Annotated in this window: 11 protein-coding genes and 1 pseudogene; 3 read left to right on the forward strand and 9 right to left on the reverse strand. The window is 61.7% G+C overall.

Annotation, left to right across the window (positions count from 1 at the left end):
* Nucleotides 1–16: 16 nt before the first annotated feature.
* Both QOL84_RS02080 and QOL84_RS02085 read right to left on the reverse strand, forming a co-directional pair.
* The gene (locus tag QOL84_RS02080) at nt 17–595 is read right to left on the reverse strand and encodes a DUF4123 domain-containing protein (protein WP_283435983.1); all 579 of its coding nucleotides are present in this window, start codon (nt 593–595) and stop codon (nt 17–19) included.
* Nucleotides 592–2,727, reverse strand: coding sequence for a type VI secretion system Vgr family protein (locus tag QOL84_RS02085; protein WP_283435984.1), 2,136 nt, complete (start codon nt 2,725–2,727; stop codon nt 592–594). The genes QOL84_RS02080 and QOL84_RS02085 overlap by 4 nt, the downstream gene beginning before the upstream one ends.
* Nucleotides 2,728–2,869: 142 nt before the next feature.
* On the opposite strand from QOL84_RS02085, the gene QOL84_RS02090 reads away from it, so the two are divergent.
* Together QOL84_RS02090 and QOL84_RS02095 are read left to right on the forward strand one after the other, a co-directional pair.
* Nucleotides 2,870–4,081, forward strand: a complete 1,212-nt coding sequence (locus tag QOL84_RS02090) for a helix-turn-helix domain-containing protein (protein ID WP_283435985.1) — start codon at nt 2,870–2,872, stop codon at nt 4,079–4,081.
* A 31-nt stretch (nt 4,082–4,112) separates the two neighbouring features.
* The gene (locus QOL84_RS02095; RefSeq protein WP_283435986.1) at nt 4,113–4,745 is read left to right on the forward strand and encodes a Vgb family protein; all 633 of its coding nucleotides are present in this window, start codon (nt 4,113–4,115) and stop codon (nt 4,743–4,745) included.
* A 119-nt stretch (nt 4,746–4,864) separates the two neighbouring features.
* On the opposite strand, the pseudogene QOL84_RS29410 reads toward QOL84_RS02095, so the two are convergent.
* Together QOL84_RS29410 and QOL84_RS02110 are read right to left on the reverse strand one after the other, a co-directional pair.
* Nucleotides 4,865–5,730, reverse strand: a pseudogene (locus QOL84_RS29410) (CAP domain-containing protein).
* Between the two features lie 272 nt (nt 5,731–6,002).
* Complete coding sequence (locus QOL84_RS02110) at nt 6,003–6,773, reverse strand: alpha/beta hydrolase (protein ID WP_283435987.1); 771 nt, start codon at nt 6,771–6,773, stop codon at nt 6,003–6,005.
* A gap of 111 nt (nt 6,774–6,884) precedes the next feature.
* Here QOL84_RS02110 and QOL84_RS02115 point away from each other — a divergent pair, with 111 nt between their 5' ends.
* Nucleotides 6,885–7,838, forward strand: coding sequence for an aldo/keto reductase (locus tag QOL84_RS02115; protein WP_283435988.1), 954 nt, complete (start codon nt 6,885–6,887; stop codon nt 7,836–7,838).
* Between the two features lie 29 nt (nt 7,839–7,867).
* Here QOL84_RS02115 and QOL84_RS02120 read toward each other — a convergent pair whose 3' ends face one another.
* The 5 genes from QOL84_RS02120 to nuoN form a co-directional block, all read right to left on the reverse strand.
* On the reverse strand, nt 7,868–8,758 hold the full coding sequence (locus QOL84_RS02120; protein WP_283435989.1) for a LysR family transcriptional regulator: 891 nt from the start codon (nt 8,756–8,758) through the stop codon (nt 7,868–7,870).
* A gap of 155 nt (nt 8,759–8,913) precedes the next feature.
* Nucleotides 8,914–11,112 carry an aldehyde oxidoreductase molybdenum-binding subunit PaoC gene (paoC, locus tag QOL84_RS02125; RefSeq protein WP_283435990.1) on the reverse strand — a complete coding sequence of 733 codons (2,199 nt, stop codon included), beginning with the start codon at nt 11,110–11,112 and terminating at the stop codon, nt 8,914–8,916.
* On the reverse strand, nt 11,109–12,065 hold the full coding sequence (locus QOL84_RS02130; protein ID WP_283435991.1) for an FAD binding domain-containing protein: 957 nt from the start codon (nt 12,063–12,065) through the stop codon (nt 11,109–11,111). Before QOL84_RS02130 ends, paoC begins: the two co-directional genes overlap by 4 nt.
* Nucleotides 12,062–12,685, reverse strand: a complete 624-nt coding sequence (paoA, locus tag QOL84_RS02135) for an aldehyde dehydrogenase iron-sulfur subunit PaoA (protein WP_283435992.1) — start codon at nt 12,683–12,685, stop codon at nt 12,062–12,064. The genes QOL84_RS02130 and paoA overlap by 4 nt, the downstream gene beginning before the upstream one ends.
* 311 nt (nt 12,686–12,996) lie before the next feature.
* Nucleotides 12,997–14,460, reverse strand: a complete 1,464-nt coding sequence (nuoN, locus tag QOL84_RS02140) for an NADH-quinone oxidoreductase subunit NuoN (protein WP_064117786.1) — start codon at nt 14,458–14,460, stop codon at nt 12,997–12,999.
* Nucleotides 14,461–14,464 lie beyond the last annotated feature (4 nt).

The raw sequence follows: 14,464 nt of genomic DNA on the forward strand, positions 1-14,464 counted from the left end.
GGTTTTCCAGAGCGTATTACCCAACCGCATCAGCCGACGGCCAGCCACTGACTCGCGCCGCTGGCCCGCCGGCGGGATCCGCCGGGTACACAATCAAGGAATTACCCGTATTGGTTTCGGCGATGAGCTTGCTCGCCGGGCCAAACATCGCGGCGCGCTCTTGCGCGGTGCAGGTCGGCAGGTAAACGCGCAGGACTCTGGGGTCGTAGAATCGAAACACCAGAAGGTTGCCATCCGGATCGGTCACCCGCAGCAGCGTGCGAAAGTGGCTGCGCAGGTCGTCCAGCGACACGTGCGCCGGGGCGATGACGAAACTGCCCCAACTCTGCCCCCAGCCTTCCTCGAACAGTCGCCATGTATACGGCTGTTGCGGGTCGAGCTGCAGCAGATAAGGCGCTGCGGCCGACAGGCACGGAGCGAGTTCGCCCGCGTACAGGCAGGAAAATTCCGCGCCGCTGCTGCGCACCAGCGGTTCGATGCGTGGGTCGCGGGCACCGTCCAGCAGGGCATAGACCTTCGGCGTGCCTGGCTGCATACCCTGCGGCCAGAACTCGGCCGTCAACCATTCGTTGAGACTGGGGCGAAACTGGCTCATTGGTTGCAGATCTCGCAGAAGGGCACGCCGCTTTTCGCGGCAGCTACCAGGGTTTGCGCCTGCATGTTCTGTTGGATCAGTCGGGTTTCTGCAGCCGTTGGCGCAGCGGGTGCGGCGCCGGATGACGGTGCGGCGAGCAGCTCCGCAGGCGTCGGCGTGTTGATCGGTGCCGCGCTGAGGAGTTTGCCGGCAGCATCGGCGTCGGCGGGGGTCAAGGCGATCGGCAACTTGATCGCGATTCCGGTGCCCGAGCCTGGCGAACCGCCGGAGTTGGTTTTTACCTCGGCGCCGCTGATGGTCACGCCGCCGGCATCCACCTTCACAAAACTGCCGCCAGCCTTGGCGGTGAGTTCCATGCCACCTTCGATCACGACCTTGGCGCCGGCGTGATAGTGGATCTCGGTGCCAGCCTCGACAAATTGCGCGGTACCGACCTTCAGGTGCCGGGTGGCGCCCACCGTCAGATGGTCATCGACCCGTGTTTCCGTCTTGCGATCGAGATGCGTAATCCGGTGCTCTTCAACCTTGAATTCGCTGAGGGTGTTGGCTTCAACCGTGTCATGCCGTTCATTGCCGACACGAATCTTCTGGTCGTGTTCGATGTTCTCGTCCCAATCGCGTTGGGCATGGATGTAGATCTGCTCGACGCCTTTCTTGTCTTCAATGCGAAACTCGTTGTAGCCCTTGCCGCCCGGTGAACTCAGGGTCTTGAAGGTGCTGCGGGTCTTGTTCGCCGGCAGGTCGTAAGGGACGACGTTTTCCTTGTGGTACAGGCAACCGGTCACCAGCGGCTGGTCGGGATCGCCTTCGAGGAAGGTAACGAGGACTTCCATGCCGACACGCGGGATGGCGAGGCCGCCGTACGCGGCGCCAGCCCAGCCACTGGCGACGCGCATCCAGCAGGTGGTTTTGTCGTTGGACTGGCCTTCGCGATCCCAGTGGAATTGCACTTTGATCCGGCCGTATTGGTCGCAGTGAATCTCTTCACCTGCCGGGCCGGTGACGACGGCGGTCTGGCTGCCGAGGACTTTTGGTTTCGGGTGTTCAAGGGCAGGGCGGTAGTGCGCGTCCCATGGCGTGGCGAGGAAGCTGTTGCGGTAGCCCTGGTGGAAATCGCTTTTGTGGTCGGTGACGTCGCTGGTGACGTTTTCGCCGAGCACTTGCGGTTGTTTGCCTTCGTGGAAGACTTCCAGCAGCAGCCACAGATCGTTCCATTCGGCGCGCGGGTGTTCGGCGAGCGTGAGGAAATGGCCGCTGGTGAGGGTCGGTTCATCACCTTTGCCTTCGGCGAGTTTGTAGTCGCTGCGATGGCGTTCCAGGGCGCGGGTCGAGAGGAATTTGCCGCGCTCGCGGGTGGTGAAACGACCGGGGTAGTCGTAGTCCTCAAGGTCCGGGGCGAAGTCGGATTTGACTGCGCCTTCGGGGAGGATTTTCGGTTTTTCGAAGTCGTAATCACGACGGCTGACGCGGGTGGTGCGGGTTTCCAGACGTAGATTGAAGCGCTTGATCACCGGTTTGTCGGCGCTCATGCCGGAGTCTTGCTGGTAGCTCACGGCTTTGAGTTTGCGGAATACGGTCTGGTCGTCGCCAAACACCAGTTTGTGGCCGCTGCTGCTGTGCTGGAAGTGGAAGTGAATGCCTTCCTCTTCGCACAGACGCTGGATGAAATGCAGGTCGGACTCGTCGTACTGCACGCAGTAGTCGCGTTGCGGGTATTCGGCGCCGAGCTGGAAATCGTAGGCGTCAGCGAGAATGCCGCGATCTTCGAGGACCTGGGCGATGATTTTCGGCACGCTCAATTGCTGGAAAATCTGCTGGTCGTGGTTGTGGCGCAGGTAGGCGAGTTGCGGCACCAGACTGATGCTGTAGCGGGTCAGGGTCTTGCCGGAATCGCCTTGTTCGATGCGATACACCAGGCCATGAATCGTGCCTTCGCCGGTGGCGCCGAAGGTCAGCACGCCGGGTTTGTGCAGGAGTTCTTCGAGCTTCAGGTCGGGGCGGGCGCTGACCAGTTCGAGGTCGAAGCAGAAGGGTTGGTTGATGGCTTCGCGGCCAACAAAACTCAACACATGCAGATCGGCGGAAACGCCTTCGAGCGAAAAGGTAATGTGGGTAGCGTTTGCGTCCAGCATGCCTGACTCCTTCCGTGGAAAAGCTGTGCCGATGGTGCAGGAATACTAAAGTGCTATCAAGGGATTTTAAACGCACATAAACAGCGAAATTAAACTCGATTTCAGCGCTGTACAGCGCAGTGGCCGCGAAGATGAACTCACCATGGACTCGCTGATTACCGCCGCCGGCCGGGCACTCGCTGCTGGCGATCCACTGACCGCGTTGAACTACGTGGCTTTGCGCGAAGACCCACCCGCGCTGGCGCTACGCGGCATTGCCATGGCTCAGCTTGGCGATTTACCGCGCGCGAAAACGTTGCTGCAGAGGGCGGTGAAAGCGTTCGGCGCGAATGAACCGTTGTCGCGAGCACGCTGTGTAGTGGCCGAGGCAGAAGTGGCATTGGCCGTGCGGGAGCTGGGTTGGCCGGTCAAGGCGCTGGAGACCGCGCGGCAGGTTTTACACAGTCATGGTGATTGGTTAAACGCCGCTCACGCGCGTTATCTGCAAATTCGCCGGTTGTTGCTGATCGGTGAGCTGGACGCGGCCGAAGCGCTGCTCGGTGAACAGGATCCGGCGCCGCTGCCGCCGGCATTGCGTGCGGCCCATGAACTGGTATCGGCGGGCATCGCTTTGCGCCGAGTGCAGGCGCGCAAGGCCGAAGCGGCGCTGGCCCGAGCGCAGCAGGCGGCGCAACAGGCCGGCATCGCCTCGCTGACGGCGGAAATCGAACACGCCAGTCAATTGCTCTGCGCGCCCGCAGCCCGCTTGACGTTTGCCGGTCAGTCGCGGGCAGTCACGCTGGCACAGGTCGAGGCACTGTTCACGTCGGACAAATTGCTCGTCGATGCCTGTCGCTACAGCGTGCGTGGCGCCGGCATGACTGTGCCGCTGGCAACCCGGCCGGTGCTGTTCAATCTGCTGCGTACGCTGGCCGAAGCCTGGCCGGCAGAGGTGACTCGCGAAGTGCTGATAGCCAAAGCCTTTCACTTGAAACTCAGCGATGAATCGCACCGCGCGCGTTTGCGCGTCGAAATCGGGCGCTTGCGTGCGGCGTTGCAACCGTTGGCGAAAGTGACTGCGACCCGCCAGGGTTTCGTATTGCAGGCCACGGCTGTGGCGCTGCTGACGCTGCCCGTCGAGGACAAGCACGCCGCGCTGCTGGCGTTGCTCGCTGATGGTGAAGCCTGGTCGAGTTCGGCACTGGCGCTCGCTCTCGGCAGCAGTCAACGCCAGGTGCAGCGGGCGCTGGAAAATCTCGCGGGGCAAGACAAGGTGCAGGCTTTCGGTCTCGGTCGCGCGCGGCGCTGGATGACACCGCCGGTGCCGGGTTTCGCGACGATCTTGTTACTCCCGGTGTCGCTGGGTAATGGCTAGTCTGGCCTCACACACCCATGAGGAAGTCAGCATGAAACAGGCAAAGGCAGAAGTGCTTCGCGAATATGGTCCGTTTGAGCATATAAAAGGCATTCATGGCGTCACGTTCGATGGTCGGCAAGTCTGGTTTGCCAGCGATGGTCAGCTCAACGCACTCGACCCGGCCAGCGGTGAGACTGTGCGCACGCTCAAGGTCGGCGCCGACGGCGGCACCGCGTTCGACGGCAAGCATCTGTTTCAGATCGCCGACCGGCAGATCCACAAGATCGACCCGGCCACCGGGCGTGTATTGCACACGATTCCCGCCCCCGGCGGCGGTGGCGATTCCGGTATGGCCTGGGCCGAGGGCTCGTTATGGGTCGGCCAGTATCGCGAGCGCAAGATTCATCAGATCGACCCGGAGACCGGGAAGATCCTGCGCACGCTGGAATCGAACCGCTTTGTTACCGGCGTGACCTGGGTCGACGGGGCGCTGTGGCATGGCACCTGGGAGGCGGATGAGAGCGAGTTGCGGCGCATCGATCCGCAGGATGGCGAAGTGCTGGAAAGTTTGAAAATGCCCGACGGCATGGGCGTTTCCGGGCTGGAAGCGGACGGCGCTGAGCGGTTTTATTGCGGTGGCGGTGACAGTGGGCGGGTGCGGGCTGTGCGTCGGCCTGAATAAATCACGGTGCCAGATCAGGCCCCATCGCGAGCAGGCTCGCTCCCACAGTGGTTCGGCGTATACCTGAGCCACTGTGGGAGTGAGCCTGCTCGCGAAAATTCATCCGCATCGCCATAAAATCAAGGCGCACCCAACACCATCGTCCAGTAAACCCCTTCATCGCTGCGCGCCTCACTGGCAAACCCCGCGCCGACCTGAGTAAACATCGGGTTCATCAAATTGGCGCAGTGCCCTGGGCTGGCCAGCCAACCCGCCATCGCCATGCCCGGCGAGCTCTGTCCGCCGCGATGTTTTCGCCTACCTGACGCCCTCGATAACCGGCTGCCCGGGCGCGATCCGCGGGCAGGTCGCCGTCGGGATCACGGTGCGCAAAGTAATTGCCGTAAGCCATGGCTTTACTGTGCCCCTGCGCTGCGGCGCCCAACGCTGGATTCCAGCTCAACGGCCGGGCTGCGGCGAAGCGTTGGCGTCCGCACATTCGCGGCCGTGCGCGGGCGGCGTTGACCTCGGCCAGCAGCGCCTTGCCGACACTGCGGTTGTCGCCGACACGGCTGTCGAGCACCGGTTGCGCCAGCACCACTTGCCATTCATTGCGTGCGCGGCTGATGCCGATGTCGGCGTAGCTGGCGTCCAGCAGTGCGCCACAGTAATCACTCTGCAATCGGTCGAACGCTGCCTCGGCATCCTCGGCGCCGACAATGCGAATGCTGCGCACCGCCACCGCTGAATACCCTGAAGCCTTCAAGGCTTCGCGCATTCCGCCGCCATAGCGATAGCCGATCGACAATGCCAGGTTCGATTTCAGCGCCAGCGGTGACAAGCGCTGCGTGGGACGTCGATCACAGCGTTGCGGGTGGGCGCGGTAATCGTTGATGGCGGCCACCAATTGTCGTTCCGCTCCAGCCAGGGCGGTATCGGCGAACAAAGGTGAAAGGATCAGCAGGCACAGCGAAACGAAGCGAGACGAACGAACGGCGTGGCGCATGGGACGGACAGCTCTGAAGAGGGCAGCGCTAAAAGGAGGTGAACCGCAGCGAGCGGCGCGTGTAGGACTGGGTTTTCAGGGCTTGGTTCAAGGCTCGGTGAGGGCTTTTATTGCGGGGCGACGAAGGGCTGGATGAGGCACAAATGATGGTTGAGTTGAATGACGCCATCGCGAGCAGGCTCACTCCTACATTTGAAACGCGCTCCACTGTAGGAGTGAGCCTGCTCGCGATAGCGTCATCGCCCGCCACAACCCCAATAGGCAGAAAAACATCAATGATTCAGCACATCGCCCATCCACTGCAAATACTGCACACGGTCGGAAATCGAGTTATGCCCTGAATCCGGCACCACCTTGAGCACCGCCACGCCTTTGGGGAAATTCTCCAGCAATCGCTGGGTGCTGGCCCGCGCAATCACCTCATCGTCGCTCGCCGCCAGCAGCAAGGTCGGCACGCGGATGTGCGCGGCGTACTTGCCCGACTCGTAGCGGTCTTTCAGTAACCACTGCACCGGCACCCACGGATACTGCCGCGCGGCGATTTCTTCGAGGCTGTTGTAAGGCGTCACCAGAATCAGATTCTGCACCGGCCGCTGGCTGGCCAGGCGCACCGCGACACCGGAGCCAAGGCTGCGGCCGACCACGGCAATCTGCGGATGACGCGCATAGACCTGATCGAACAGCGCCAGCGCATCCTCGGCAATCGCCTCTTCGGACGGCGAACCGCCACTGCCACCAAAGCCCCGGTAATGCAGGAAATACAGTGCGTAATCAGGAAACGCCTCGCTGAACTCCGGCAGATTGCGCGACACATCCTCGGCATTGCCGCCGAAATAGATCAGCGCCCGCTGCCCGACGCGCTCGCGGGTGCTGACCCAGACATCCGCATCCGGCATCGACAGTTTCAACCGTGAGTCCGCCGAATCCAGCGCTGCGGGCTGCGGAAAATAGATCAGCGAACGCTGGAAAACGAACAGCGCGGCGCACAGCACCAGGTAAACGGCGACGATCAAAACGACGAGTGACATCAGGGTTCGGGACATTCGGCTACTTTTAACGGGTAAGCAGGTTCGCTGTCGCAGTGTAGTCCAGCGATTCGGCCAGGCAGCCTGCGCACACAACATGCAACAGATCCATGCAGCAGGGGAACCAGCATGAGCCACACTGAGGGTTACTCCCGTCGCCGATTGCTCTCGCTGGCTGCCGGGGTTTCGGCGGTCTGCACCTTGAACCGGGCGTTGGCCACCACGTCCGCCGTCACGCTGCCCAGTGCCGCAGGAGACCAGACCATGCTGACCCGCGCCATCCCCTCCAGCTCCGAATCGCTGCCCATGGTGGGGCTCGGCACTTATCGCGGTTTCGACGTGGCCCCGGGCGACCCGGTGTACCGCCAATTGCCGGCGGTGCTCGATGAATTGTTTGCCAAGGGCGGCACGGTTATCGACAGCTCGCCGATGTATGGCCGCGCAGAACAGACCACTGGTGAATTGCTGTCGATCCACGAACCCAGCTCTCCGGCATTCCTCGCCACCAAGGTATGGACGCGTGGCCGCGACGAAGGCATCGCGCAAATGGAGCAATCGTTCAGCCTGCTACGCACCGAGCGCATCGACCTGATGCAGATCCACAACCTGCTCGATTGGCAAATTCACCTGCCAACCCTGCGCGAATGGAAAGAGCAAGGGCGCATTCGCTACATCGGCATCACCCATTACACGCCCTCGGCCTATGACGAAGTCGAAGCGGTGTTGAAAGCCGAGCAAGTGGATTTCCTGCAAATCAATTACGCCCTCGATGACCGTGGCGTGGAGAAACGCATTTTGCCGCTGTGCCGCGAGCGCGGGGTGGCGGTGATCTGCAATCGGCCGTTTGGCGGTGGCGGCCTGCTCGGCAGAGTCAAGGGCAAACCGCTGCCGGCGTGGGTCTCGGATGTTCAGGTCAACAGTTGGCCGCAACTGTTATTGAAGTTTCTCCTGACGAATTCGGCGGTAACCTGTGTGATTCCGGGGACGAGTAATCCGCGCTACATGGCCGACAACGTCAAGGCCGGATTCGGGCCGATGCTCACCGATGCGCAGCGGCATCAGTTGATTGCGTTGGTCGGTTGATCGCAAGTTATGTCGGTGAAAGATCGTTACTAGCGATAGCGCAACGCCTCCAGCAACAACGCAAACGCCGGGGCCGCCTGACGCCGGCTCGGGTAATACAGGTGATAACCGGCAAACGTCGGGCTCCAGTCCTCCAGCACTTGCAGCAAGCGACCATCGGGCAGATACGGTGCGACGATGTTTTCCGGAATGTAGCTCAGACCGAAACCATCCAGCGCTGCATCCAGTAACGGATAGACGCCGCTCAAGGTGACTTGCCCGGTCACGCGCACTTTCAGGCGTTCGCCATCCTTCTCGAACTCCCAGCTATAGAGTCCGCCATTGGTGGGCAGGCGCAGGTTGTTGCAGGCGTGCGCGGTGAGGTCGCGCGGGGTTTGCGGGGCAGGACGGCGGGCGAAATAGGCTGGCGAGCCGACCACGGCCATGCGCAGGTCCGGGCCGATGCGGGTGGCGATCATGCCTTGCGCGACGTCTTCGCCCAGGCGCACGCCAGCGTCAAAGCCTTGCCCGGCGATGTCGACGAAACCGTAATCGCAACAGACTTCGACGGCGATGTCCGGGTACTTGGGCAGGAATTGCTTGAGCACCGGGCGTAGCAACCAGTCCAGCGAATGGTCGGTGGCGCTGATGCGAATTTTGCCTGCCGGGGTTTCGCGCAGATTGCTCAGGGCTTGCAGTTCCAGCTCGATCTCTTCGAAACGCGGGCCAATGGTTTGCAACAAGTGTTCGCCGGCCTCGGTGGGGGAAACGCTGCGAGTGGTGCGGGTCAGCAGACGCAGGCCAAGGCGCGCTTCCAGTGCCCGAATGGTATGGCTCAGCGCCGATTGCGAAACGCCGAGCCTGGCCGCCGCTTTGGTGAAACTGCGTTCGCGCGCCACGGCAAGGAAGGCGAGCAGGTCGGTGGCGTTTTCCCGGAGCATTGATGATTTTCCTGCATAAGTTTTTTCGAATTCTAGTCGAATATCCGCAGAGCGATTAACCCACCCCTGTAGGAGCTGCCGCAGGCTGCGATCTTTTGATCTTGAAAACAGAATCAAAAGATCGCAGCCTGCGGCAGCTCCTACAGGGGAGATGTTTAGAGCATCGGGGGTAGGGAGGAGAGGATTTTGTCGAGGGTGATCGGGTAGTCGCGAACCCGTGCGCCGGTGGCGTTGTAGATCGCATTGGCGACGGCCGCACTGACGCCGCAAATGCCCAGCTCGCCGACACCCTTGGCCTTCATTGGCGAAGAGATCGGGTCGGTCTCATCGAGGAAAATCACCTCCTGATGCGGAATGTCGGCGTGCACCGGCACTTCGTATCCGGCCAGGTCATGGTTGACGAAAAAGCCGAGCTTTTTGTCCACCGCCAGTTCTTCCATCAACGCCGCACCAACGCCCATGGTCATCGCGCCGATGACCTGGCTGCGCGCCGCTTTCGGATTGAGAATCCGCCCGGCTGCACACACCGCCAACATTCGCCGCACCCGCACTTCTCCAGTCGCCGCATCTACGGCGACTTCGACGAAATGCGCGCCGAATGTCGACTGCTGATACTGCTTGGCGAGGTCGGCGAATTCGATACTGTCCTCCGCCGTTACTGCGCCGTTTTGCGCCGCGTTGCGCATCGGCAGGCTTTTGTTGCCTACCCGCACCTGACCGTCGACAAACTCGGCCTGATCAGCCGCCATGCCCAACTTGCTGGCCACCGCTTCGCGCAATTTCATGCACGCGGCGTACACCCCAGCAGTCGAGCAATTGGCACCGAATTGGCCACCAGATCCGGAGGACACCGGAAAGCTCGAATCGCCCAGATACACCGTCACCTCTTTCAGGCTCACGCCCATCATTTCGGCGGCGGTCTGGGCGATGATCGTGTAGCTACCAGTGCCGATATCGGTCATATCGGTTTCGACGGTGATCTTGCCGTCACGCTCCAGGCGCACGCGCGCAGCGGATTTCACCAGCAGGTTGTTGCGGATCGCCGCCGCCACGCCCATGCCGATCAGCCAGCGACCTTCACGGCGAGAACCGGGCTGCGCATTGCGTTTGTCCCAGCCAAACTTGTCGGCGCCGGTTTGCAGGCATTCGATCAGCCGTCGCTGGGAAAACGGCCGCTCGGTTTTCACCGGGTCGACCTGAGTGTCGTTGAGGATGCGCAACTGCACCGGATCAAGCTTGAGCTGCTCGGCCATTTCGTCCATGGCGATTTCCAGCACCATCAGCCCCGGGGTTTCACCGGGCGCGCGCATGGCGTTGCCTTCCGGCAAATCCAGCGGTGCGAGGCGCATGCTCACCAGGCGATTTTCGGCGGCGTACAACAGCTGACTGGGTTGCGCGGCGACTTCGACTTTGCCTTCAGCGAGGTTGCCCGACCAGCCTTCATGGGCAATCGCAGTGAGCTTGCCGTCCGCCGTCGCGCCCATGCGAATGCGCTGGATCGTTGCCGGGCGATGGGTGGTGTTGTTGGCGATCTGCGGGCGGGCGAGGGCGACTTTCACCGGTCTGCCGGCCATGCGTGCGCCGAGGGCGGCGAGGATCGCGTCGGCGCGCACGAACAGCTTGCCGCCAAAGCCGCCGCCAATGTACGGCGAGATCAGGCGGACTTTTTCCTTGGGCAGGCCGAGGGTGGTGGCGATGTCGGCAACGCTCCAGGCGATCATCTGGTTCGACGTCCACAGGGTCAACTGATCGCCTTTCCAAGCGGCCAGTGTCGCGTGCGGCTCCATCATTGCGTGGGACTGATCCGGCGTGGTGTAGGTCTGATCGAACTGCACTGGCGCGGCGGCGAAGGCTTTGGCGAAATCGCCGTGTTTGACATCGGGCAACTCGTCTTTCGGTTCTACGCCTTTGTCACGCACGCTGGCCAGATCGAACTCGCCCTTGTCAGCGAGATAATCGACCTTGACCATTTGCGCAGCAGCACGGGCCTGTTCGAAGGTCTCGGCGACCACCAGCGCGACGGCCTGGTGATAGTGCTGAATCTCTGGCCCCGCCAACAAATGTGCGGCGTTGTACTTGCCCTTGCCGAGTTTGCCGGCGTTGGCGGCGGTGACGATCGCCAACACGCCGGGCGCGGCTTTGGCGGCCGCCAGATCGATGTTGTTGATCCGCCCCTTGGCGATGGCTGAACCGACCATGAAGCCGTAAGCCTGATTGGCCACCGCTTCATGTTGCTCGTAAGCGTACGGCGCCTGGCCACTGGTTTTCAGTGAGCCTTCGACGCGGTCGGTGGGTTTGCCGATGACTTTCAACTGGTCGATCGGGTTGGTGGTGGCGGGCGTGTCGAATTTCATGCTTCGTCCCTCGCTTGCGCCAACACTGAACCGAGCGTGCGCTCGACCAGGGTCAGTTTGAATTGGTTATCGTGCGTCGGCGTGGCACCGTCGAGCAGGCGTTCGCTGACGGCTTTGGCGCCTTTGGGCAGCAGCGCTTCGGCGGCTTCGACGCGCCAGGGTTTCGGCGCGATACCGCCGACGGCGATGCGCCCGCTGCCGTCTTTTTGCAGAATCAGACCCACCGAGACCAGCGCAAAGGCGTACGACGATCGATCACGAACCTTGTGATAGACGTGCGTGCCGCCAAGCGGTGCGGGCAAGGTCACCGCCGTGATGAACTCGCCTGGCGTCAGGCTGGTTTCGATGTTCGGCGTGGTGCCCGGCAGCTGGTGGAAATCCGCGATTGCGATGCTGCGCGTGCTGCCGTCGGGTTTCACCGTTTCAATCTGTGCATCGAGTGCGCGCATGGCAATCGCCATGTCGCTCGGATGGGTGGCGATGCAGGCATCGCTGACGCCGATGATGCCCAGTTGCCGACTGACGCCGCCAATCGCTGCGCAGCCGCTGCCGGGATTACGTTTGTTGCAGGCTTGATGGGTGTCGTAGAAATACGGGCAACGCGTGCGTTGCAGCAGGTTGCCGGCGGTGCTGGCCATGTTGCGTAATTGCCCGGAAGCCCCGGCAAGCAGTGCGCGCGAGAGCAGGGCGTAATCCTTTCTGATGCGTGCGTCGGCAGCCAGATCGGTGTTGCGCACCAGCGCGCCGATGCGCAGTCCGCCTTCAGGCGTGGCTTCGATCTGGTCCAGTCCGAGGTGATTGACGTCGATCAGGTGCAGCGGGGTTTCGATGTCGAGTTTCATCAGGTCGAGCAGGTTGGTGCCACCGGCGATGAACCTTGCGCCTTCGACTTGAGCGGCTTGCGCAGCAGCGGCGGCAGGCGAGTCGGCGCGGCTGTAATTGAACGGTCTCATGCCGGCACCTCCGCGATTTCAGTGATGGCTTCGATGATGTTCGAGTAGGCGCCGCAACGGCAGATATTGCCGCTCATGCGCTCCTGAAATTCCGCCGCGATCAGTTGCGGCGGTTCGGTCAGGCTGGCACTGGCGTGGCTGGGGATGCCGTCGCGAATTTCCTTGATGACGGCGACCGCCGAGCAAATCTGCCCCGGCGTGCAATAACCGCACTGGTAACCGTCGTGTTTGATGAACGCCGCTTGCATCGGATGCAGGTTGTCCGGCATGCCGAGGCCTTCGATGGTGGTGATTTCACTGCCTTCGTGCATCACCGCCAGGGTCAGGCAGGAATTGATTCGGCGGCCATCGGCGATCACCGTGCAGGCGCCGCACTGGCCGTGGTCGCAGCCTTTTTTACTGCCGGTCAGGTGCAGGTGTTCACGCAGCGCATCGAGCAGGGTCGTGCGCGTATCGACATCCAGTTCACGCGGTTTGCCGTTGACGTTGATCGTTACTTTGCTCATGGCCGGTTGCTCCAGGTTGGCCGCGTAGGCCTTGAGGCTGATAAACGGCGGCATGGCGAACGCCGTCGCGGTGACGGCGCCAAGGATCAGAAATCTGCGTCGGGAAATCGTCATGGTTCGATTCCTTTTTTCTCAATCAGGGCAGCAGGGTCAAATGGCCCAAACGGGCGTGCCGGCGTGAGCGCCGGTCTCGTTAAGGAGTGACTGCTGGAGAGAGGAAAAGGTTTTTGCGGATTTGCGCTATAGAGTTATGTGTTTTGCTCATCAATCGGGTGTTGGAGGGGGAAGATCAAGAGATCGCAGCCTTCGGCAGCTCCTACACGAATCCCTGTAGGAGCTGCCGAAGGCTGCGATCTCTTGATCTTGAAATTGCAAAAAAAAACGGCACCCGAAGGTGCCGTTTTCATGTGTAGCCAGCCGAGCAATCAGCCCGCCAGACCCGCCTGCTGAACCAGTGTCAGCAATGGCTGCGGGTACACACCCAGGAAGAATGCGACCAGGGCGATGGCCAGCAGCATTACGCCGCCTGCCTTCTGTTCCCAGTGCAACTGGGCGTCGTGGCGACGCAGGTTTGGCTCGATCAGGTACAGAGTGACCATCACGCGCAGGTAGTAGAAAACGCCGATGGCGCTGCCCAGCACCAGCGAACCGACCAGCCACCATTGGTGCGATTCAACACCGGTAGCGATGATGTAGAACTTGCCGATGAAGCCAGCAGTCAGCGGGATACCCGCCAGCGACAACATCATCACGGTCAGTACGGCGGTCAGGTACGGACGGCGCCAGAACAGGCCGCGGTATTCGTACAAGGCATCAGCGTCACGACCGTTATACGGCGAGGACATCAGGGTGATCACGCCGAAAGCGCCGAGGCTGGTGATCACGTAGGTGACCAGGTACACGCCGATGGCTTCCACCGCCAGACCCTTGCTTGCCACCAGCGCGATCAGCAGGTAGCCGAAGTGCGCGATGGACGAGTAACCGAGCAGACGCTTGAGGTTGCTCTGGGTCAGGGCCAGCAGGTTACCGAACAGTATCGAGGCGATGGCGATAACGGTCAGCACGTCGCTCAGTACACCACTGCTGGCGGCAGGGGAGATCTGGAACAGACGCACCATCACCGCAAACACCGCAACCTTCGACGCGGTCGCGAGGAACGCAGCCACTGGAGCCGGAGCACCTTCGTAGACGTCCGGCGTCCACAGGTGGAACGGTACCAGCGACAGCTTGAACGCCAGACCGATCAGCATCATGCCCAGGCCCAGTTGCGCCAGCGAGCTAGGCAGGCCAGTAGCAGCCAGAGCCTGACCGATACCGACGAAGCTCAGCGAACCGGAGTCTGCGTAGAGCAGCGCCATACCGAACAACAGGAACGCGGAACCTGCGGCCGACAGCACCATGTATTTGATGCCGGCTTCCAGCGAACGCTTGTTGAAGAAGGCGTAAGCCACCAGACCGTAAACCGGTACCGAGAGCAGTTCCAGACCGATGAACAAACCGGCCAGGTGCTGCGCGCTGACCAGAACCAGGCCACCAGCGGCGGCCATCAGGATCAGCAGGTAAAGTTCTTCACGGTTGCCCGGGTAACCCGTACCGCCATCACCCAAATAGGCGTGGGCGAGGGTGACGCAAGCGAGGGTGGCGACCAGGATCAGCGCCATGTACAGGCAGGCAAAGGAGTCGATCTGCAGCAGTGGAGTCACGGCCAGAGGCGCGACTTTCAAGGCCGGCAGGATCGACAGCAAGGCCAGGTTCAGACCGGCGACCGAGATCAGGAAGGTCTGCGAGTGGTTGCGGCGCCAGGCGATTGCCAGCATCACCACGATAATGGTGAGGCTGGTGATCAACAGTGGCGCAAGCGCAATAAAGTGTTGAATCGTGAATTCCATAGCG

Source organism: Pseudomonas helmanticensis, from assembly GCF_900182985.1.
Classification (GTDB): domain Bacteria; phylum Pseudomonadota; class Gammaproteobacteria; order Pseudomonadales; family Pseudomonadaceae; genus Aquipseudomonas; species Aquipseudomonas helmanticensis.

Coding starts and splice junctions, on each gene's coding strand:
- QOL84_RS02080 (WP_283435983.1), bottom strand. CDS start 595: ATGAGCCAGTTTCGCCCCAGTCTCAACGAATGGTTGACGGCCGAGTTC.
- QOL84_RS02085 (WP_283435984.1), bottom strand. CDS start 2,727: ATGCTGGACGCAAACGCTACCCACATTACCTTTTCGCTCGAAGGCGTT.
- QOL84_RS02090 (WP_283435985.1), top strand. CDS start 2,870: ATGGACTCGCTGATTACCGCCGCCGGCCGGGCACTCGCTGCTGGCGAT.
- QOL84_RS02095 (WP_283435986.1), top strand. CDS start 4,113: ATGAAACAGGCAAAGGCAGAAGTGCTTCGCGAATATGGTCCGTTTGAG.
- QOL84_RS02110 (WP_283435987.1), bottom strand. CDS start 6,773: ATGTCCCGAACCCTGATGTCACTCGTCGTTTTGATCGTCGCCGTTTAC.
- QOL84_RS02115 (WP_283435988.1), top strand. CDS start 6,885: ATGAGCCACACTGAGGGTTACTCCCGTCGCCGATTGCTCTCGCTGGCT.
- QOL84_RS02120 (WP_283435989.1), bottom strand. CDS start 8,758: ATGCTCCGGGAAAACGCCACCGACCTGCTCGCCTTCCTTGCCGTGGCG.
- paoC (WP_283435990.1), bottom strand. CDS start 11,112: ATGAAATTCGACACGCCCGCCACCACCAACCCGATCGACCAGTTGAAA.
- QOL84_RS02130 (WP_283435991.1), bottom strand. CDS start 12,065: ATGAGACCGTTCAATTACAGCCGCGCCGACTCGCCTGCCGCCGCTGCT.
- paoA (WP_283435992.1), bottom strand. CDS start 12,685: ATGACGATTTCCCGACGCAGATTTCTGATCCTTGGCGCCGTCACCGCG.
- nuoN (WP_064117786.1), bottom strand. CDS start 14,460: ATGGAATTCACGATTCAACACTTTATTGCGCTTGCGCCACTGTTGATC.